We start from the raw sequence: 19,810 nt of genomic DNA, 5'->3' as shown, positions 1-19,810 counted from the left end.
TCTGACATGCTTCGCTGCCGTTTGCCTGCGAAGCAAGAGCTGTTTATGGCGACGCTAAGACGCCATAAAGTTCTCATTTTGCGTCATGCAGCTTAACCGCTGTACCTATATGGAAAAGGGCCTTTTGTAGACAATAAAGCACGGTTATACAATACCTCGAACAATTACTCAAATTGGATATAGGACGCGTGGGGCAGTTAATGGGCTAAATGATCAATTTATTTAATTCGACACAAACTGACATTCTTTTCGTTTTTCTTCTTTTATAATTATTCAATACGCGTAATATACGACACACTAAAAAGAGCACATTGGATAGGTTGCCTGCTTATATGTTCAAAAAAGAGGTGGAGGGATTAGGATGGTAACGAATCAACAATCACTCAGACGGGTGGATGATTACGGCGTTATGGGCAAGCAGCCCGAACAAATTACTGATGATCTTCACGAGCTTATGCAGCGAAAGCAGCGGGCCTTAAAGGCGAAGGCCTTTTTCAAAAAGCTTGCGGACGACCCTATGTTTGCACCCGAACCAGAAAAATGCGCAGAAAAAAGTCTGACGGAATGGCTGCTTATGGCGCAATATCCGATTAAGCAGGAGCTGGCATTCGATTATGAAGAAAGGCAATATATGCCCTCTGAGGCGAGGCCCCGTATTGATTTAGCGGAATTGCTGACGCTGCTGCTGCGTAAAAAAGGAATTAATGGCACGTTTGAAGATATGATGGATTACGTCCTTGAAGGTGGCTCATTTCAGCAATTTTTATCGGAGCGCCGGCTGGTGAAAAGGGCCTCTATGCAAGCGTAAACAGCCGTAAGCCAGCTACTGGCGGCAAAGCTGCCGTTTCGCGTAGAAGTATAGAGAAGGAATGAGGAAAACTATAAAGCTTCTCTATATTTTAAATTAATGTTTTGAAAATTCAGAAAATTAATTTTTAAAACATCTTGAAAAAGTTATTCTTTATGAATATAATCAAGTCGAAAAAGCTCATACCGAGTAATTTCGTAAAAGGATAACACTGTTGAACGATAGAGCAAGGTGAAAAATGGCTGCTCACCCCATGCTGAAAATGGCATATAGGGGCCGGGCAGCTGGGCGGCGAAAAGGGTAAGCGCCTCTTTTTTTTATTTAATAGGTCGCGTTTTGAATAACATTTTTTCGTGGAGGTATATGCATTGGAATTAAAACAATATTGGCATGTTGTGAAAAAAAGAATTTGGTTGATAACAGCGCTCATCTGCATGGCGGGGACAGCTACAGGCATCTATTCTTATTATTTTCAACAGCCGGAATATGAGGCGTCGACCAAGCTGATCGTTAATCAGACAGGCAGTCAGAACGATATAATCGCCAAGCTGGATTTAAGCACAATCAACTCCAACATTCAGCTGGTGAAGACGTACAAGGAAATTATAAGAACGCCAAGGGTGATGGGCAAGGTTGCTCTGGAGCATCCTGAGCTTGGACTTACAGCGGGTGAGCTGATTGAGAGGATTAGCGTAACCTCAGTGAACGATACGCAGGTGATGTCGGTCACTGCAAAGGATTCCTCTTACCGCCGGGCGGCGAACATTGCGAATGCAGTATCGGAGGTGTTCATGCAGGAGCTGCCGAGCTTGATGCAGGTTGATAATGTATCCATTTTATACGAAGCCGACCATACGCTCACGCCGCCACCTGTATCGCCTAAGCCAACGATTAATATTGCAATTGCGATTGCACTCTCTATGCTGGTAGGCATTGGATTCGCACTGCTCCTTGATTATCTAGACGATACGATTAAGACAGAGGAAGACATTCAGGCGGTGCTTGGCTTGCCGACGCTGTCGCTCATTCCGAAAATCCGCGAGGCTGATCTAGGCAAGCACAAGGACAATTCCATAGACCAACCGATGAGGGGGAAAAATAATGTCACGTTCGAAGCCTGATTGGCCGCTCATTACGGAAACGAACCCCAAGTCGCCGATATCGGAGGCTTATCGCATTCTTAGAACGAATATTGATTTCTCTAACCTAGAGGAAGAAATTCGCATTCTGATGGTCACCTCCACGAAGATGAATGAAGGGAAAAGCACAACCTCGGCGAACATTGCCGTCACCTATGCCCAGTCGAACAAGAAGGTGCTGCTGATTGATGCCGATATGCGCAAGCCGACGCAGCATCAGCTGTTCCGGGTATCCAATCAGGTTGGCTTAACCTCGGTGCTGAGCAATCAGAAGGAATGGGAGACTGCGATCCAGACCACCTCGGTGAGCGGACTTAGCCTTTTACCAGCAGGACCCGTTCCGCCGAATCCTTCGGAGATGCTGGCATCCAAGCGAATGGACCAGCTGCTGGGAAAAATGAAGGAGCATTACGACATAATCATTGTCGATACCCCGCCGATCATGGTCGTAACGGATGCACAAATTGTAGCATCCAAGTCCGACGGCGTCGTCCTCGTTATTGATTCAGGCACCGTAAAGAAGGAAGCCGCGATTAAAGCGAAGGCGAGCCTGGAGCATGTGAAAGCGAGGATTTTAGGGGTAGTGCTCAATAAAATCAAGCGGAGCAGCTCGGAAGGGTATTTATATTACTATCAGTGAGGGTGAGGCTGCGCTTTGAGTATTTGTAATCTCTTGATTGGGGCTTTAAAAGCGTGAATGAAAAAGGCTCCACTGCATGAAAGGCTTGGCTTCCGATCGCCATTACCCTTGCATTCCTCGAATAAGCCCCCTAATAGGGGGGAATGCAAGGGTAAAAACGAACGCTACGCTTCTCCAGTCCAAGCCTTTCATTCCGCTCCGCCATTTTCATCACTATTTTTAAACCGTAAGTGAAGCGCTACAAAAAACGGCTAGCGATTTGTTTTTTTGAAAATATAAGAATTAATAAGTTTCACAATTATATCCGCTTAGAATTCTTCGACAAAGCTTTTCGTACGTCCCAGAAGGACGATGAATTCGTTTTTGCTTGGGTAATGTCTCCTGCACCTTTATCACTGGAGGCACTCGATCATGCTGTGGGCCGTAAGCGGCCTTAGACGTTGAGCGTCGGTGGTGTGGGGTGAGGAGGGGTTAGATGCCCTTTAATTTATTTGTGAGGAGTTTGGGTGAAAGGGGCGATCATAATCCGAACCTTTCACGCAGCGCCGACTCCCTTTCACCACTCTCCTCCACCATGATTATGTGCAGAAAAACGGGCGACAAGGAGTGAAAGCATTTAGAAGTTCGAGCTATACGATCATGTATAGGAGAGGAGCCGGGCACACGAGAGTATAGCTGGAACTTTTAACTCCCATGAACTGCTTCCAACATGAATTAAAAAAATCGAAGAAGGATAGGGTGATGGATGATGAAAAAAGTGACAAAAGCAATTATTCCTGCAGCTGGACTTGGAACGCGCTTCTTGCCTGCAACGAAAGCAATGCCGAAGGAGATGCTGCCGATTGTCGACAAGCCGACGATTCAATACATCGTCGAAGAAGCCATCGCATCCGGTATCGAAGACATTATTATCGTAACAGGCAAAGGGAAGCGGGCCATTGAGGATCATTTTGATATCGCATTTGAGCTGGAGCATACGTTGATTGAGAAAGGTAAGCTGGAGCTGCTGCAAGCGGTGCAGCGTTCCTCCAATGTAACGATCCATTATATTCGTCAAAAAGAAGCGAAAGGGCTCGGACATGCGGTATGGTGCGCCCGCAAATTTATTGGCAACGAGCCATTCGCCGTCCTGCTCGGCGATGACATAGTAGAATCCGAGGTGCCCTGCACAAGACAGCTCATTGAACAATATGATGCGACGGGCAAATCGGTCATCGGCGTTCAGACTGTATCGGTCGATCAGACACAGCGTTACGGCATTGTTGATCCGGTTGGGATGGATGTTGAAGGCAGCCGGCTCGTGCAGGTTAACCGTTTCGTCGAGAAGCCGAAGCCTGGACATGCCCCTTCCAATTTGGCGATTATGGGTCGTTATGTGCTGACGCCGGACATTTTTGATTTTCTGGAGCTGCAAGAGAAGGGCGCGGGCGATGAAATTCAATTGACAGATGCGATTCAAAAGCTGAATGAAAGCGAAGGCGTTTTTGCTTATGATTTTGAAGGCAAACGTTACGATGTCGGAGAGAAGCTTGGCTTTATTTTAACGACGATTGACTTCGCTTTGCGTAATAAGGAGCTTAAGCTTCCGCTGATGACGGCGCTTGAGGAAATTGTCGAGCAGCAGCAGGCCAGCCAGTTGCAAGCAATGAGGAGGGATAGCGTATGAGTGTAAATCGGCCGCAATACAAGTCGGAAGCCCGCACGCTGACTCTCTCGCTGCAAGCCGCAGCGAAGCGGATGATTGATGTCGTTTGCTCGCTTGCGGGAATTATATTTCTGCTGCCAGTGTTCATGCTCGTCGCATTGCTCATTAAGATCAGCGATCCGAAGGGGACGGTTTTTTTCAAGCAGAAGCGTATCGGACATAAGGGCAATACGTTCAGTATTATTAAGTTTCGTTCCATGCTGCATGATGCCGAGCAGCGGCTGCGCGCCGACCCGGTATTGTACAAAAAATACATCGACAACAGCTACAAGCTTGATCCATCCGAGGACCCGCGCGTCACGAAAATCGGCAGCTTCCTGCGTAAAACAAGCCTGGACGAGCTTCCCCAGCTCATCAATGTGCTGAAGGGCGAGATGAGCCTGGTAGGACCGCGCCCGATCGTGCGTGACGAGCTGAAGGAATATGGAGAGAAGGCAGTGCCCTTCCTATCGGTTAAGCCGGGAGTAACGGGGTATTGGCAGGTGAGCGGCCGCAGCGATGTTGGGTATCCTGAGCGCGTCGATCTGGAGCTGTTTTACGTCTACAACCAGTCCGTATGGCTGGATCTGAAAATATTGTATCGCACAGTCATTATTGTGCTGCTGCGCAAAGGCGCTTATTGAAAACAAAAAAATGGAAAAAAGGATTTGCGGAGTGAAAAGGGTGGTTGGAGGAGCGGTAGCGGCGGGAGACCATCCTTTTCACGAAGCATTCCCCTTTCTGCCATAAGACAAAGGAGTTTGCCCTATGAGAGTCGCTATCGTTCATGAATGGCTGGTAACCTATGCAGGCTCAGAGAAGGTAGTGGAACAACTGCTGAATATTTACCCTGACGCGGACCTGTTCTGTGTCATTGATTTTCTGGAGGAGAAGGACCGCCATATGCTGAAGGGGAAAAAGCCAATGACAACTTTTATCCAGCAGCTGCCCTTTGCGAAAAAAATGTACAAAACCTATCTTCCTCTTATGCCGCTTGCGGTCGAGCAGTTTGACCTCTCTGGCTATGATGTTATCATTTCCAGCTCGCATGCGGTCGCGAAGGGCATTATTACGGGGCCTGATCAAATTCATATTTCCTATGTGCATACCCCGATTCGTTATGCTTGGGATTTGCAGCATCAATATTTAAGCGAGCTTGGCAAGCTAAAGCAGCTCGCATCCAAGCTGCTGCTGCACCAAATACGGATGTGGGATGTGCGGACAGCGAACGGGGTGGACGTGTTTCTTGCGAACTCGTCTTATATCGCCCGGCGCATTCACAAAATTTATCGCCGTCAGGCACAGGTCGTATATCCGCCGGTTGAAGTGAAGGCGTTCGGCAATCATTCCAATCAGGATCGGAAGGAGTATTATTTTACCGCCTCGCGGCTTGTGCCGTATAAGCGGATTGATCTGGTCGTCGAGGCCTTCGCCAAAATGCCGGACAAGGAGCTGATCGTCATTGGCGACGGCCCGGAGATGAAGACGCTGAAGCAGCTGGCAACGCCGAACGTCAAGCTGCTCGGCTACCAGCCGAATGCCGTGCTGCTCAAGCATATGCAGCAAGCCAAAGCTTTTATTTTTGCAGGTGAAGAGGACTTTGGCATTAGCATGGTCGAAGCACAGGCAGCGGGAACGCCAGTTATTGCCTACGGCAAGGGCGGAGCTCAGGATATCGTCAAAGGGCTGGGCGACAACAATCCTACCGGCTTATTTTTTGAGAGGCAGGATGCGGATTCAGTCATTAATGCGGTACGGCAGTTTGAGCTGCTTTCCTGGATGATGACGGATGCGAACTGCCGCCAGAACGCCCAGCAGTTTTCGGTGGAGGCGTTTTTGTACCACATTTCCAGCATTGTCAGCGGCAGCTTTAATGAACGGTTTAATCCGATGAAAGTGCAGGCCTAGCTCGATGCTTGCCCGTTTGCCGAACAAGCTGGCGCTTTATGTTGCAATGCTGCTGTCAATGGGCGTTATATGCCTCGCTTCCGTGCAGCATGTTTACGTGCTGCTGTTCGTTGCTGCTGGAGCGCTCGCTTATGTCGCGGTTAGGAAGGGCGCTATTTATTATGTCGTCATCCCGGCGCTGCTGGCCTACCAGCTGTATTTGCCGCTTGCGGTTTCGGTAACGCTGTCGAGTCTCGTGCTGGTTATGCTTCTGCTTCGCTCAGCGTCGCAAGGAAAGCTGATGTATTATTTTCGTACACAGCGGCTTGTTAAATATTATGTCGCCGTGCTTATCGCGATGGCGGTGGGCCTTATTTATGCCCCGGATCGGGTACTCGGCTTTAAGCTGATTGCCTATTCCAGCATAGGTCTGCTCGCTTTGCTTGCGGGCTACTATTACCGGGCTCGCGGGCTCTCCGCTGAGCAGACGCTGCGCGGTATTCAGCATGTGTATTTGCCGATTGGCGTGCTGAACATTTATTTTATTATTGCGCCTGACCAGGAGCTGCAATTTTTAAGGTCGAAGCTCGCGAGCTTCTTAATCGAGCCGAATACGCTGGCGGCGTTAATTAATGTAGATATTAAAGCTAACATATTGGACCCTTTTAAAGCGGGAACCTTATTCGTGAATACGAATGTGGCTTCAGTTTTTTTTGGCATAATGCTTTGTATTGCGCTATCGCTGCTGCTTCGCAAGGGCAGCCTCCTGCAGCTCGGCATCTGCTTCATTTATTTAGGAGCTATGCTGGCGACGCAATCACGAGCTGGTGTGCTCGCGCTTGGCATTGTGGTGCTGGCTTATGTGTGCATCCGGTTCCGCGTGCAAAAGCTGCTCAAGCTGTCGCTGCTGCTTGTCATACCCGCAGCGATCATTCCTTTTATCGTTACAGGCGACATTATTACGAATTTAACGAGCAGGCTGAATGCCGATGCGATTGAGGGCGATCCCCGGGCTTATATTTGGAAGTTTACCATCCAAAATTTTGCCGAGCATCCGCTGCTGGGCCTTGGCTATGGCGGCTGGGAGCGAATTTTTCCTTTTTACGCAGCGACAGTTGGCTTCAGCAGCAAATACCCGCCGCATAATTTGTTTGTCATTATGTGGACGTGGAGCGGCTTGTTCGGACTGATTGCCCTCATTTTGCTGCTTTTCGGTATTTTGTGGCGCGGCATACGCCGTTATTATTGCACGGGCTCGGCGCTTGACAGCTGTGTAGCAGGGGCAGCGCTATTCGTTATCGTGCAAGGGATGTTTGATAATTTTTTTCTGCATGATCTGCGGGTCGCTTCGGTGTTTTTCTTTGTTGCGGGGCTTATTTTGTACGAGCAGCGCGAGGATGGCGATGAAGCGCAAGGCGGCAACGATATTAGAGGGAAGAGCGGAAATCAGGCGTGGAGCGGCAAGGGCAAGCGGTTCAGGAGCGGGCTTTGAAGCTGCAGACGGCAGAAGTTGGAGGGAAATGATGAGGATTGGCGTACTGAGAAATACCTTTTTGCCTGCATCGGAAACGTTTATTTATGAGCAGCTGAATCAATATCGGAATGTGCAGGTGGAGGTCATTACCCGGGAGGTCGCGAATCGCGATAAATTCCCTAATCAATGGAGCATCAATACGATTGTGGGTGCAGCAGGCTCGTCGCTTCAGAAGAAGCTGACGAAGCTGCTTTACACGCTGACATTGACCTCGACCCGCCATATTAATCGAATCGTTGAGCAGCGTGATATTGAGCTTGTGCATGCCCACTTCGGGGTAGATGCGGTATATGCGGTTCCCGTCTGCAAGGAGCGCGGCATTCCGCTGTTTGCCACGTTTCACGGGTACGATATTACACGGCTTCCGAAGCTGATGCCTGGGCCGCTTTCCTGGCTCGTCTATTATGTGAAGTTTAAGCGGCTTGTGCGGGACGCGACGTTGTTTCTTGCCGTATCGAACCATATTAAGCAGAAGCTGATAGCGCATGGGGTGCCCGAGCAAAAAATCAAAATCCATTACATCGGCATCGACTTGAATAAGGTTTTTTATCGAGAGGCACCGGAGCGTGAGACGATTACGATTATGACCGTTGGCCGGTTGACCGAGAAGAAGGGCATCGCCTATTTAATTGAAGCATTCCACCGATTGGCAGCCCGGCGCAAGCATGTGCGCCTCGTCATTGCCGGAGACGGACCGCTGAGGCAGGAGCTGACCGAGCTTGCTGCAACGGGAGCCGGGAGCGGGCGAATTACGTTCCTCGGCAGCATTCCCCACCAGGAGGTGCTGCGGCGGCTCAGCGATTCGGATATTTTCTGCTTGCCGAGCGTAACGGCGAAGGATGGCGATCAGGAGGGGCTTGGGATGGTCATACTGGAGGCGTCAGGAACAGGACTTCCCGTAGTTGCAACCAGCAGCGGTGGGATTAAGGATGCGGTGCAAAATGGCAAAACCGGCTATTTGGTCGAGGAGCGCAGCGCCGAGGAGCTGGAGGAAAAGCTCGATATGCTTGTAGCCAGCCAGCCGCTGCGCGTTGCCATTGGGCAAAATGGCCGCGCCTTTGTTGAGCAGCAGTTCGATTTGCGCTTGCAGACGGAGAAGCTGGAGCAGCTCTATAAACAATATATTGGAGAGAAGCAGCATGTCTAAGCCATTTATTATTGTGTCAACCGCCGATTGGGATAACCCCTTCTGGACGAATAAGCAGCATATTGCCGACAGGCTTGCGGGCCGCGGACATCAGGTGCTGTATCTGAATTCGCTCGGCCTCCGCAAGCCATCAAGCAATGGCAAGGATATGAAGCGCATCCTAAAGCGGCTCAGTCAATTTTTTAGCGGGCTGCAGCACAAAAAAACAAATCTATGGGTATGGTCTCCAATCGTCATCCCTTATCAGCGGTTCAGCTTCGTTCGGAAGCTGAACTTTTTTATTGTCCGGCAATATGTAAAGCATTTTGCCCGGAGGCTTGGGATGGAGGATTATGTGCTGTGGACCTACAATCCGCTGACGCAGCCGCTGCTGAATATGCGCGAGCAGCTGTCGGTTTACCACTGTGTAGATGAAATTTCCGCGCAGCCCGGCATGCCCGAGCAAATTATTAAGGAGCAGGAAGCACGGCTGGTGGCGGAGGTTGATGTCGTGTTTGCTACCGCTCCCAATTTGTATGAGACTCGCAGGGCGATTAACGAAAGCACCTACTACAGCCCGAATGTAGCGGAATTCAATCATTTTAACAAGGCGCTGTCGCCGGATACGGACATTCCCACGGAGCTTTTGCAGATGAAGGGCCCCAAGGTCGGCTTCATTGGAGCTATTAGCGGCTACAAGCTGGATTTGGCATTGATCGAAAAGGTCGCGTCCCGCAACCCTCATGTGCATTTTGTGTTCATTGGACAGGTAGGGGAGGGTGATCCATGGACCGATGCAGATCGACTTGGCCAGACGCCGAACATTCATTTGATCGGGCCGAAGCCGTACGGCGAGCTGCCGGGTTATTTGAAGGGCTTCGATGCCTGCCTGCTGCCAAACGTCATTAACGAATATACGACGAATATGTTTCCGATGAAATTTTTTGAATATTTATCAGCAGGCAAGCCGGTTGTCATGACGCCGCTGCCAGCGGTTCGGGATTATTATTCCTACTGCTATGTTGCAGCAGATGCCGCTGCCTTCGACAAGCAACTGGGGCTGGCGCTGAATGAGCGGCTGCTTGGCAATTACGAGCAGTTGATCATGGACCGCGTCGCTGAAGCGAAAAAGCATGACTGGGAATCGCGCATGGATACGATGCTTGCCGTCGTGGAGGCGCATATCAAAGGTGCAGGCACACCTGAGGCGCTGCGGACAGCGGGCCTGCCAGAAGCATCGGCGCTGAGCGCAACTGCCACGCCGAGAAGCAGCAAAACGAGCGGCAAAACTAGCAAAGCCGCTCAAAGCGTGGGCAGCAAGGTGTAGCTGAGTGCAGCTGAGCGCAGCGCAGTTATGCCGCTTAGCGGCATAGGTGAGCCGCTGTTGCTGGCTGCGTCCGGTCATGCAGCAATATTGATCGACAAAGACGAGGATAGAGGAGTGGAGAGCTTGTTCGAACATATTGTGCACGAAGCGAATGTTCCGCTGAGCCGCATTACGACGATGAGCGTCGGCGGCCCTTGCCGTTATTACGTCGTTCCGAAAAGCGTGGAGGACATTCGTTTTGTAACGGCGATCTGTGAGCGTTTGGGCTGGAAGCTGCTCATTATCGGCAATGGCTCGAATGTGCTTGCAGGCGACGAGGGCTTTGATGGCGTCGTCATGCATGTCGGCAAAGGCTTGAAGGAATACGGCCTTCAGGATGGCGAGCTATATGCCGAAGCGGGAGTAGCGCTGCCAAGGCTTGCGTATTCCATGGCGAACGAAGGCATCGCTGGGTTTGATTTTATGGCTGGCATCCCCGGCAGTGTAGGCGGCGGGCTCGTCATGAACGCTGGCTGCCTCGGCAAGGAAATCGGCGATGTTGTCAGCAGCGTCACGCATGTCAGCGACACGGGCGAGGTGATGACGAGCAGCGCCGAGGAGCTGCAGTTTTCCTTCCGCCGGAGCTGGTTTCTGGATCGTCGCCACATTATTGTGAGCGCGCGATTCCGTGCTGAACCCGCAACTGCTCCAGCACAGGTGATGGAAGCGACGAAGCGTGCGGCAGATATCCGCAAGGGCAAGTTCCCCATTAATGTTAAAACGGTGGGCAGCACCTTCAAAAGCCCGCCCGAAGGCCCGCATCCCGGCAAACTAATTGAAGAGGTTGGGCTTAAAGGCTTTGTTATTGGCGGGGCGCAGATTAGTACAGTGCACGCGAACTGGATTATAAATCAAGGCGGTGCAACAGCAAGTGACGTCAAGCGGCTCATTGAGCTGATGCAGACGACAGTAGCCAAGCAGCTCGGCATCCAAATGGAGCCGGAAGTGCTGTTCGTATAAATAAAAAAACAAAAGGGAGAGGAAGCGTATGGTACAAGCTCATTCAAGAGCGCTCGGCACAAAAAGGATTTCGGAGCCTTATTTATTAATCGAGGGAGGTTATCCCCTATCAGGTGAGGTGTCGCTTCCCGGTGCCAAAAACTCGGCGCTGCCCGCTATTGTGGCCGCCTGCCTCTCCGATGAGGAGGTCGTGCTGCATAATGTGCCGCTTGAGCTAAATGACGTAGCCAAGCTGATCAAGCTGCTGAACGATTCCGGTGCGAACGTCGAGATCCGAGGCGACGAGCTTCACTGCAAGGGCAGCGCATGGATGGGAGGCACGCTGAATGCTGAGCTGGCGGGGAAAATTCGCCACTCCCTGCTGCTGCTCGGAGCTGCGGCACACTGGCGCAGCTCGCTGTTCCTGCCGCTGCCGGGCGGCTGCAATATTGGCAGCCGTAAGCATGACATGCACGTCAGCGCACTGCAAGAGCTTGGCTTCGCGATGGAGGAGAGCGAGCTAGGGCTTCACTTGCGCGAAAGCCAGCCGAAGGAGCGGACAGTTATTACGTTCCCCTATCCAACCTTTGGCGGGACGTTGAACGTTCTGTTTGCGTCCGTTCGTTCGCAAGCGGTTGTTGAGCTGCATAATGCTGCTCGCAATCCCGAGGTGCTGGACGTCATCAAGCTGCTGAATGATATGGGGGCGAATGTCGAATGGCTGTCATCTAACAGCCTGCAAATTACAGGCGTAGAGCGGCTGCATCGCGCAGACTTTACGGTGATGAGCGACCGCATAATCGCCTCAACGATTATTTCAGCGGTCGGTGCAACGAAAGGCTCAGCTACAATTCGCAATGCAACGACCCGCATTTTACAATCCGAAGTAGCCGTATGGCGGCAGGCGGGCCTGAAAATAGAAGAGATCGACAACGGCATTTATGTGGAGTGGAATCGTCCGCTGGAAGCCGTGAATGTCACGACAGCGGCTTATCCGGGCTTCCATACTGATATTCAGCCTCTGCATACCGTATTAATGATGAATGCCAGCGGAACGAGCGAGATGAGGGAGACGATTCTCGATGGACGCTTCTCCTACTGCTACGAGCTGAACAAGCTGGGCGCGAACATCGAGGTGAAGGATGGCGGTTTTCTTTGCGTCAATGGGGCGGCGGGACAGACGGCGGTCATTCACGGTGTTGACGAGCTGTACGGCACCGATCTGGTTGCGACCGATATTCGCGGCGGAGCAGCGGTCGCGGTTGCTGCACTGGCGGCTGTTGGGACAAGCCGAATTACGAATTTGTACCAGCTGGAGCGAGGCTACGGCAACTTCACTGAAATTTTCACAGCGCTGGGCGCGCAAATTATGAAGGTGAATCACTAGCATGCTGTTCCAGATTTTAACGACGATTGGCACCCGGCTGCTTGTATTATTCGGAGCTTTTATCGTTTCGGTACTGACAGCCAGGCTGCTGGGGCCCGAAGGCAAAGGGATGATAACGGCGATACTCGTCATCCCTGCGCTCGTTGTGACAATCGCCGATCTTGGCATTCGGCAGGCGGCTGCCTATCTCATCGGTAAAAAATTATTTAACTATAACGATATTGTATCGACCTTATTATTTATGTGGTTCATTTCCTCCTCCCTCAGTGTGGCTGTCGTCATGGGCATTTTGCTGCTCCAGTATGGAGGAGAGTACAGCTGGGAGCTGCTGGCCATTTGTACGCTGACGGTGCCCGTTAATCTTGCGATTCAATATTTACGCGGCATTATGCAGGGCAAAGGCAATATTGGCAGCATTAATAAGGTCGAAATTATGAAGACGGCGCTTAATTTCATCATTTTGCTCACACTCGTCTGGGCGCTTGGCATGGGGGTACTCGGAGCAGCGCTGACGCAGCTGCTGATGGCGGCGTTCACGTTAGGCTACTCCATGAAGCTGCTGCTTGGCGAAGTGAAATTCAAGCTCAAATATATTCACCCCATTCCGCAGCAGATGATGCGGCAGGGCTTCTCCTTTGCGCTTGCGCTGTTCATCATTCAGCTTAACTATCGGGTGGACGTCATTATTTTGGAGCGATTCACGAATGTCATCGAGGTCGGCATCTATTCTGTTGGCACAAATCTCGCCGAGCTCATCTGGCAGCTTCCAGCCGCTATTGGGCTCATTTTATTTTCACGCAGTGCAAGCTCAAGCAGCAGTCAGGCGGCGGTCGAACGGACGGCGAAGCTGATACGCGTCATTATGCCTATGCTTCTCGTGTTCGGCGTCTTCTTCTGGTTCATGTCGCCGTTGTTTATCCGCCTGCTGTATGGCGCTGATTTTGCCGAATCGGGGCAGGTTATTCGCTACTTGCTGCCGGGCATCATCGCCATGGTGCTGTTCAAGCTGATTCATTCCGACCTGTCGGGCAGAGGCGCGCCGCTGTTCTCACTGCGGGTATCGGTTATTGCGCTCATTATGAACGTCTTGCTTAATTTCCTTCTCGTTCCCCAATACGGGGCGGTTGGGGCGTCGATTTCCTCCAGCATTAGCTACATGTATGCGGGCGTCGCTTTTATTATTTTATATGCAAGGCGTGAATCGCTTAGCTTGTTCAGGCTATTGATTTTAAACAAAGAGGACTGGGCGCAAATCAAAAGTAAAATCGGCTCTATCGGCGTTCGTTTCATGAAGCTGCGAAGCCGCTAAAGGGCCAAGGATAACGGAGCTGAGGACATGCTGGTATCAATTATCACGGTGTATTACAACCGGGTCAATCAAGTGGCGGAGTCGATTCAAAGCCTGCTTGACCAGACGTATGCGAATACGGAAATTATTTTGGTTGATGACGGCTCGACGGACGGTACGTTGCAGGCGCTGGAAGCTTTCCGAGATCCGCGCATTCGGCTGATCAGCCACAGCAATCGCGGCTTCACCCGTTCGGTCATCGAAGCGGTGAAGCAGAGCAAGGGTGAAGTCGTAGCCATTCACGGCTCTGGCGATATTTCGTTCCCGGAGCGTATAGAGGAGCAGGTAAAGGTGCTGCAAAGCAGGCCGGAGGTAGGCGTCGTTGGCTGTATTGTCGAGAACGTCAACAAGGTGACGAACACAACGACGATTTATAACAAGTATAAGCCGGGAGTCAGGGGCATGGAGCAGCTGCTGCAAAATAACTTCTACACCCACGGCGAGGTTGCGTTCCGCCGTGAGGCTTACGAGCAGGCGGGCGGCTACCGCGAGCTGTTCAAGTTCACGCAGGATTACGATTTATGGCTGCGGATGGGGCTCGTCACGGAGTTTGCGCTCGTCCAGAAGCTGCTGTATCGCAGATACACATTGCCTGACGGCGTAAGCGGCTCCGTTGAGAAAATGATGGTGCAGCAATATCTTGCCGAGCTCGGCAGGCAGTGCGCCGAGCTTCGGATTCGCGAAGGGCGCGACCTGATTGACCGCTACGGCGTGCATGCCCTATTTTTCCTGAAAAGATCGAAGCGCCTCGCGCTCAAGCTGTTCAATCTCGGCGTTTCCGCCATTGTAAATGAGCGGGACATGGATAAGGCGAAGCGGCTCGTGCAGCTCAGTCTGGAGCAAAATTGGACGGCAAGAGGCAGCGTGTTATCGGGGCTGCTGGCTGTGCTGACCCGTTTCGAGGGCGGCAAAAAAGCGATGCTGTCGATGCTGCTCTTGCTGCGGCAGGTGAAGAAAAAGGTAGAGAAAGCAGCGTAAAGCTAGTGCCGCTATTATTGAAGCATTTTGAAGCATGGTGAAAAAGCATAGTGGAATGAAAAGCTAGCCCTTGCGAAGCGGTAGCGCTCGCTTTTACCCTTGAATTTCCGCCTAATTAGGCGATTCAAAGAAATCCAAGGGTAATGGCGATTGGAAGCCAAGCTTTTCATGCAACGCAGCATCTCTTTCACCATAGTTTCAATTGCAAAAGGAGGAGCAAAACCAATGAAGCTGATTCTTCTATCCGGCGGTTCAGGTAAACGTCTGTGGCCGCTGTCAAATGATGCGAGGTCGAAGCAGTTTTTGCGAATTTTGAATGGACCCGGCGGGCTAAAGGAATCAATGGTCGAGCGGGTGTGGCGCCAGCTTGGCGAGACGGGGCTGCAGCGCTCATCCTATATCGCCGCCGGCAAGGCGCAGGAGGAAATGATTCGCGTGCATGCCGGCTTGGCAGTGCCGCTTATTATGGAGCCGGAGCGGCGGGACACGTTCCCGGCTATCGCTTTATCGGCGGTTTATTTGTACTCCGCTGCCGGAGTCAGCTTGGATGAAGTCGTAACTATTCTTCCGGTTGATCCCTATGTGGAGAATGCCTTCTTCCAAAAAATAACCGAGCTGGAGCAGGTCATTCACGATTCTGGCTGCGATATGGCACTAATGGGCGTCAAGCCGACCTTCCCATCGGAGAAATACGGCTACATCGTGCCGGAGGCAGGCGAGCCCAAGCTAATTATTAATGCGGCAGGCGACATTATGGAGGCGGAAGGGTCGGGCGCAGAAGCAGGCAACGCCCGCACGTACCGGCTTGTCCGTCATTTCACTGAAAAGCCGCGCGAGGAGGAAGCATCCGAGCTGATGCAGCGCGGAGCGCTATGGAACTGCGGCGTGTTCGCCTTTAAGCTCGGCTATTTGATTAATCTGCTGATCGAGAAGCGGATTCCTATTCAATACGATGAGCTCGTCAAACAATACAGCACGCTGGTGAAGACAAGCTTCGATTACGAGGTCGTGGAGCGGGCGAAGCAGGTTGCCGTGCTTCCTTTTGACGGCTGCTGGAAGGACCTTGGCACCTGGAATACGCTGACGGAGGAGATGGGAACGTCGGAGCTTGGCGAGCATATAACAACTGAGCTTGCAACGGATACGCATGTCATTAACGAGCTGGGTATTCCAATTACGATTCTTGGCATCAAAAATGCCATCGTCGCTGCAAGCCCTGACGGCATTCTGGTGTCCGACAAGGCATCCAGTCCGCGTATTAAAGAGGTGCTGAAAAATCGCGACAAGCGCCCGATGTACGAGGAACGCAGATGGGGCTACTATATCGTGCTCGATTATTTGAAATATCCAGACGGCAGCGAGGTTATGACGAAGCGTGTCTGTGTCGATAGAGGGAAAAACTTCAGCTATCACTATCATAACAATCGCTGCGAGGTATGGACGATTTTGTCCGGTGAAGGCGAAATGATGCTCGATGACGAGCTGAGAACTGTAAAGGCCGGCGACATTATTAATATCCCTCTGGGCAGCAGACACTGCCTGCTTGCGAAGACGCCAATGGAAATGATTGAGGTGATGAGAGGAACGCAGCTTGTAGAAGAGGAGAGCGTTAGGCTGGAAGCGGACTGGAATGACATTATGCAATATTGCATGATTTGAAGGAGCTAATAGGATGATGAATGCTATTGCAGAGCAGCTGGATTATGCGATTGATCGGAGATACGAGCGCTGGAGGGAAGCAGAGCTGCCCTTTTACCTTCGAAAAGAGCTCGGGGAGCTTGGAGCTGGCGATTTGACCGACCGCTTCTACAAGCATCTTCACCTTGGGCCTGAAGGCGTGCGGGAGAAGGTGGGCGCAGGAACGAACCGGATGAATATCTACACGGTACGCCGCATCGCGCTTGCGCTTGCTGGGGAAATTCGCAGCGGCGGCGAGGAGGCGAAGCAGCGTGGTGTTGCGATTGCTTTTGACAGTCGAATTTTATCGCGGGTGTTTGCGGAGCAGGCAGCGCTCGTACTGGCCAAAAACCGCGTGAAGGTCTATCTTTTTGAGCAGGCTCGGCCTACGCCGGAGCTCTCCTTCGCCGTCCGTTTTCTGCATGCGGCAGCCGGGCTGATGATTACAGCCGGCCATTATCCTTATGATTACAACGGCGTCAAGCTGTTCAGCTCAGATGGCGCTGTTATGACGCCGGAATACAACCAGCCCGTAGCAAGGCGTATGGAGGGCATCGAGGAGGAGGTTGCGATTCCGCTGATGGATGCGGAGGAGGCGGTGCGGCAAAGGCTGCTTGTACTCATCGGTACCGAGGTGGACAAGGCTTACCACAGCAAGCTTGCGGACATTATCGTTCGCCCGACTGCCTTTCGAGCTGGACGCACGCGGCTGCGCGTCATTTATACGCCGCTGCATGGAGGCGGGGGGCAGACGCCGCTTGCACTGCTGAAGCAAATGGGCTATCGCGATGTGGAGAGCGTGCCGGAGCAGCTTCAGCCCGACCCGCTTTTCCCGACCATTGATGAGCCTGATCCTACCAATCCCGATTGTTACAGGCAGGCGCTGCTGCTGGCCGAGCGGAAGCAGACGGATCTAATTATGGCGACCGATCCCGAATCGCAGCAGCTTGGCGCAATGGCAAGGGACAAAAGCGGCGAGTGCCGCCTGCTGTCTGCGAACCAGCTGGGCAGTCTGCTGCTCGAATATCTTTGCACGCAGAAGCGGGCCAATGAGCCGGTTTGCCCAGCTGCGTTTTACAAGTCGCTGCTAACGACGGAGCTTAGCTCAGCGATAGCAAGGCGCTACGGTCTTCATATCGTAGAGACGCCGCCGGGCTTCCGTCATATTGCCGCTCGGATAGCGGAAGAAGAGCAGCTCGGGGCGAGAACGTTTTTTTTCGCCTTTGATGAGACGGGCGGCTGCCTGCCGCAGGCGTTCGTCAGAGATAAGGATGCCATGCAGACGCTGCTGCTCACAACAGAGATGGCGGCTTTTTATAAAAGCCGCGGCCTGACATTATGGGATCAGCTGTACAAGCTTTATGAGGCCTATGGCTTTTATTTGGAGGATCATGTCAGCCTGTCCTTTCCCGGCCTTGAAGGCTCGCAGCGGCTGCGCAATGTAATGCGCAAGCTGCGGGGCGAAGTGCCGGAGAAGCTTTCCTCGCTGCGGATTCGCAGTATTTATGATTCCGAGGAGCACGGCGTGAAGGCGCTGGACTTCAGCAAGGAAGCCGCCAATCAGGAGCTCGGAGCAAATGTGATCAAATATGTTTTTGAGGATGGAGCTTGGTGCGCATTGCAGCCTACTGGAGCAGGAACGTCGCTGCGGCTTTATTACGGAGCGAGGGAACGGAGCGAGGTGCGCTGCAGGCGCAGGCTGGCAGCCATTCGTACGGCGCTGCTCTACGATATGGAGACGATTTTATAATAGAATATTTCAAATGAAATGATAGGAGCTGGAGCTTGATGAACGTAACAGTGATAGGAACGGGATATGTAGGATTGGTATCAGGCGTATGTTATGCGGAGAAGGGCAATCATGTCATTTGCGTCGATAAGGATGCAAGCAAAATCGAGCGCCTCCGCAGCGGTGAAATTCCGATTTATGAGCCGGGGCTCAAGGAGCTGGCCGATAGCAATACAGCGGCAGGACGCCTCTCCTTCACCGATGATCTGACAGAAGCGATGGCTTTGGCGGAGGTTGTCATTATTGCGGTAGGCACGCCGCCGCTGCCGAATGGCGAGGCAGATATGCGGTTCGTCGAGCTGGTAGCACGTGAAATCGGCTATGCGCTCAACGGCTATAAGGTCGTTGTTGTGAAAAGCACAGTGCCGGTCGGCACGAACGAACGCGTTCGCGGCATTGTGGCAGCGATTAGCGAGTACCCGTTCGATATCGCCTCCGTTCCTGAGTTTCTGCGCGAGGGCTCAGCCGTCAAGGATACGTTGAATCCAGACCGCATCGTGATCGGCTCGGAGAGCACGCGTGCAGCAGACGTGCTGACAAGCCTGCACAGGCCGTTTACCGACCAACTGATTATGACGGATATTCGCAGCGCCGAGATGATCAAATACGCCTCCAATGCGTTTCTAGCTACGAAAATATCGTTCATCAATGAAATTGCCAACATTTGCGAAAAGGTAGGGGCGGACGTGACGGAGGTTGCCCACGGCATGGGGCTCGACCGCCGGATCGGCTCCTCCTTCCTGTGCGCCGGCATCGGCTATGGCGGCTCCTGCTTCCCGAAGGATACGAAGGCGCTCATTCAAATAGCGGGCAACGTCGAATATGACTTCAAGCTGCTCAAGTCGGTCGTAGAGGTCAATCAGCATCAGCGCTACGGCGTTATCGACAAGCTCAAACGGGCGCTAGGCAGCATGCATGGCAGACGCATTGCTATTTGGGGCCTCGCATTTAAGCCGGAAACCGATGATGTAAGAGAAGCGCCCGCGATTGAAATTATTGAGTCGCTGCTTGCGCTTGGCGCAATTCCACATGTAACTGACCCTATAGCGGTCGAAAATTTCCGTTCCCTGCTGAATCACCCAGCTATTGAATGGTGCGATTCCGCGCTTGATGCAGCGAAGCAATGCGACGCTGTTTGTCTGCTCACGGAATGGGAGGACTATACGAAGCTCAATCTCAAGGAAGTGGAGCGCGTCATGGCGAGCCCCATTCTCATTGATGGCCGCAATGCGATTAGCAAAGAGCAGCTGGAAGGCACGCTGTTTGCCTACTATCCGGTGGGCAGACCTATGATGAATATCGAAGACATTGCAATACATGAATTGATTTAATAGGTATCTGGTTCTTTCGATGAGCAATGGCTCGGATGGCAGGAGGCAACGGAAAGGGAAGCGGCAAGGGAAACGGAAACCGAAACGGAAACGGAAACGGAAACGGAAACGGAAACCGAAACTGAAGCGGAAAGGGACACGGCAATGTCAGCCTGAAGCTTGATCGGACAGTGAGGC

16 protein-coding genes are annotated in these 19,810 nt (G+C 52.1%); all 16 read left to right on the top strand.

The features are described 5' to 3' along the window. The first annotated feature begins 361 nt into the window (after positions 1-361). Positions 362-808, top strand: coding sequence for a hypothetical protein (locus V5J77_RS22740; protein ID WP_338553116.1), 447 nt, complete (start codon positions 362-364; stop codon positions 806-808). Between the two features lie 368 nt (positions 809-1,176). Further along, the gene (locus V5J77_RS22735) at positions 1,177-1,929 is read left to right on the top strand and encodes a Wzz/FepE/Etk N-terminal domain-containing protein (RefSeq protein ID WP_338553115.1); all 753 of its coding nucleotides are present in this window, start codon (positions 1,177-1,179) and stop codon (positions 1,927-1,929) included. Further along, complete coding sequence (locus tag V5J77_RS22730; RefSeq protein ID WP_338553114.1) at positions 1,910-2,587, top strand: CpsD/CapB family tyrosine-protein kinase; 678 nt, start codon at positions 1,910-1,912, stop codon at positions 2,585-2,587. The genes V5J77_RS22735 and V5J77_RS22730 overlap by 20 nt, the downstream gene beginning before the upstream one ends. Positions 2,588-3,335: 748 nt before the next feature. Further along, positions 3,336-4,253, top strand: a complete 918-nt coding sequence (gene galU / locus V5J77_RS22725) for a UTP--glucose-1-phosphate uridylyltransferase GalU (protein ID WP_338557009.1) — start codon at positions 3,336-3,338, stop codon at positions 4,251-4,253. 71 nt (positions 4,254-4,324) lie between these two features. Next, a complete protein-coding gene (locus V5J77_RS22720; protein ID WP_338557006.1) occupies positions 4,325-4,915 on the top strand; it encodes a sugar transferase in 591 nt (196 codons plus the stop codon). Positions 4,916-5,039: 124 nt separating this feature from the next. Next, on the top strand, positions 5,040-6,179 hold the full coding sequence (locus V5J77_RS22715) for a glycosyltransferase family 4 protein (protein WP_338553113.1): 1,140 nt from the start codon (positions 5,040-5,042) through the stop codon (positions 6,177-6,179). A gap of 4 nt (positions 6,180-6,183) precedes the next feature. After that, the gene (locus V5J77_RS22710; protein WP_338553112.1) at positions 6,184-7,650 is read left to right on the top strand and encodes an O-antigen ligase family protein; all 1,467 of its coding nucleotides are present in this window, start codon (positions 6,184-6,186) and stop codon (positions 7,648-7,650) included. Beyond that, positions 7,556-8,839: a glycosyltransferase gene (locus V5J77_RS22705; RefSeq protein ID WP_338553111.1), complete on the top strand. Its 1,284-nt coding sequence runs from the start codon at positions 7,556-7,558 to the stop codon at positions 8,837-8,839. Before V5J77_RS22710 ends, V5J77_RS22705 begins: the two co-directional genes overlap by 95 nt. Next, on the top strand, positions 8,832-10,145 hold the full coding sequence (locus tag V5J77_RS22700) for a glycosyltransferase (protein WP_338553110.1): 1,314 nt from the start codon (positions 8,832-8,834) through the stop codon (positions 10,143-10,145). The genes V5J77_RS22705 and V5J77_RS22700 overlap by 8 nt, the downstream gene beginning before the upstream one ends. A gap of 27 nt (positions 10,146-10,172) precedes the next feature. Continuing rightward, the gene (gene murB / locus V5J77_RS22695) at positions 10,173-11,144 is read left to right on the top strand and encodes a UDP-N-acetylmuramate dehydrogenase (RefSeq protein WP_338553109.1); all 972 of its coding nucleotides are present in this window, start codon (positions 10,173-10,175) and stop codon (positions 11,142-11,144) included. A 28-nt stretch (positions 11,145-11,172) separates the two neighbouring features. Continuing rightward, on the top strand, positions 11,173-12,510 hold the full coding sequence (locus V5J77_RS22690) for a UDP-N-acetylglucosamine 1-carboxyvinyltransferase (RefSeq protein WP_338553108.1): 1,338 nt from the start codon (positions 11,173-11,175) through the stop codon (positions 12,508-12,510). A 1-nt stretch (position 12,511) separates the two neighbouring features. Then, positions 12,512-13,819 (top strand): oligosaccharide flippase family protein, encoded by a 1,308-nt coding sequence (locus tag V5J77_RS22685; protein ID WP_338553107.1) that lies wholly within the window; start codon positions 12,512-12,514, stop codon positions 13,817-13,819. 27 nt (positions 13,820-13,846) lie between these two features. Continuing rightward, positions 13,847-14,836 (top strand): glycosyltransferase, encoded by a 990-nt coding sequence (locus V5J77_RS22680; protein WP_338553106.1) that lies wholly within the window; start codon positions 13,847-13,849, stop codon positions 14,834-14,836. Between the two features lie 225 nt (positions 14,837-15,061). Next, positions 15,062-16,495 (top strand): sugar phosphate nucleotidyltransferase, encoded by a 1,434-nt coding sequence (locus tag V5J77_RS22675; protein WP_338553105.1) that lies wholly within the window; start codon positions 15,062-15,064, stop codon positions 16,493-16,495. 13 nt (positions 16,496-16,508) lie between these two features. Further along, the gene (locus V5J77_RS22670) at positions 16,509-18,263 is read left to right on the top strand and encodes a phospho-sugar mutase (protein ID WP_338553104.1); all 1,755 of its coding nucleotides are present in this window, start codon (positions 16,509-16,511) and stop codon (positions 18,261-18,263) included. A gap of 38 nt (positions 18,264-18,301) precedes the next feature. Further along, positions 18,302-19,633, top strand: coding sequence for a UDP-glucose/GDP-mannose dehydrogenase family protein (locus tag V5J77_RS22665; RefSeq protein ID WP_338553103.1), 1,332 nt, complete (start codon positions 18,302-18,304; stop codon positions 19,631-19,633). Positions 19,634-19,810: the final 177 nt, after the last annotated feature.

This window comes from Paenibacillus sp. KS-LC4 (genome assembly GCF_036894955.1).
Classification (GTDB): Bacteria; Bacillota; Bacilli; order Paenibacillales; family Paenibacillaceae; genus Pristimantibacillus.
This window is presented reverse-complemented; position numbering and strand designations above follow the sequence as displayed.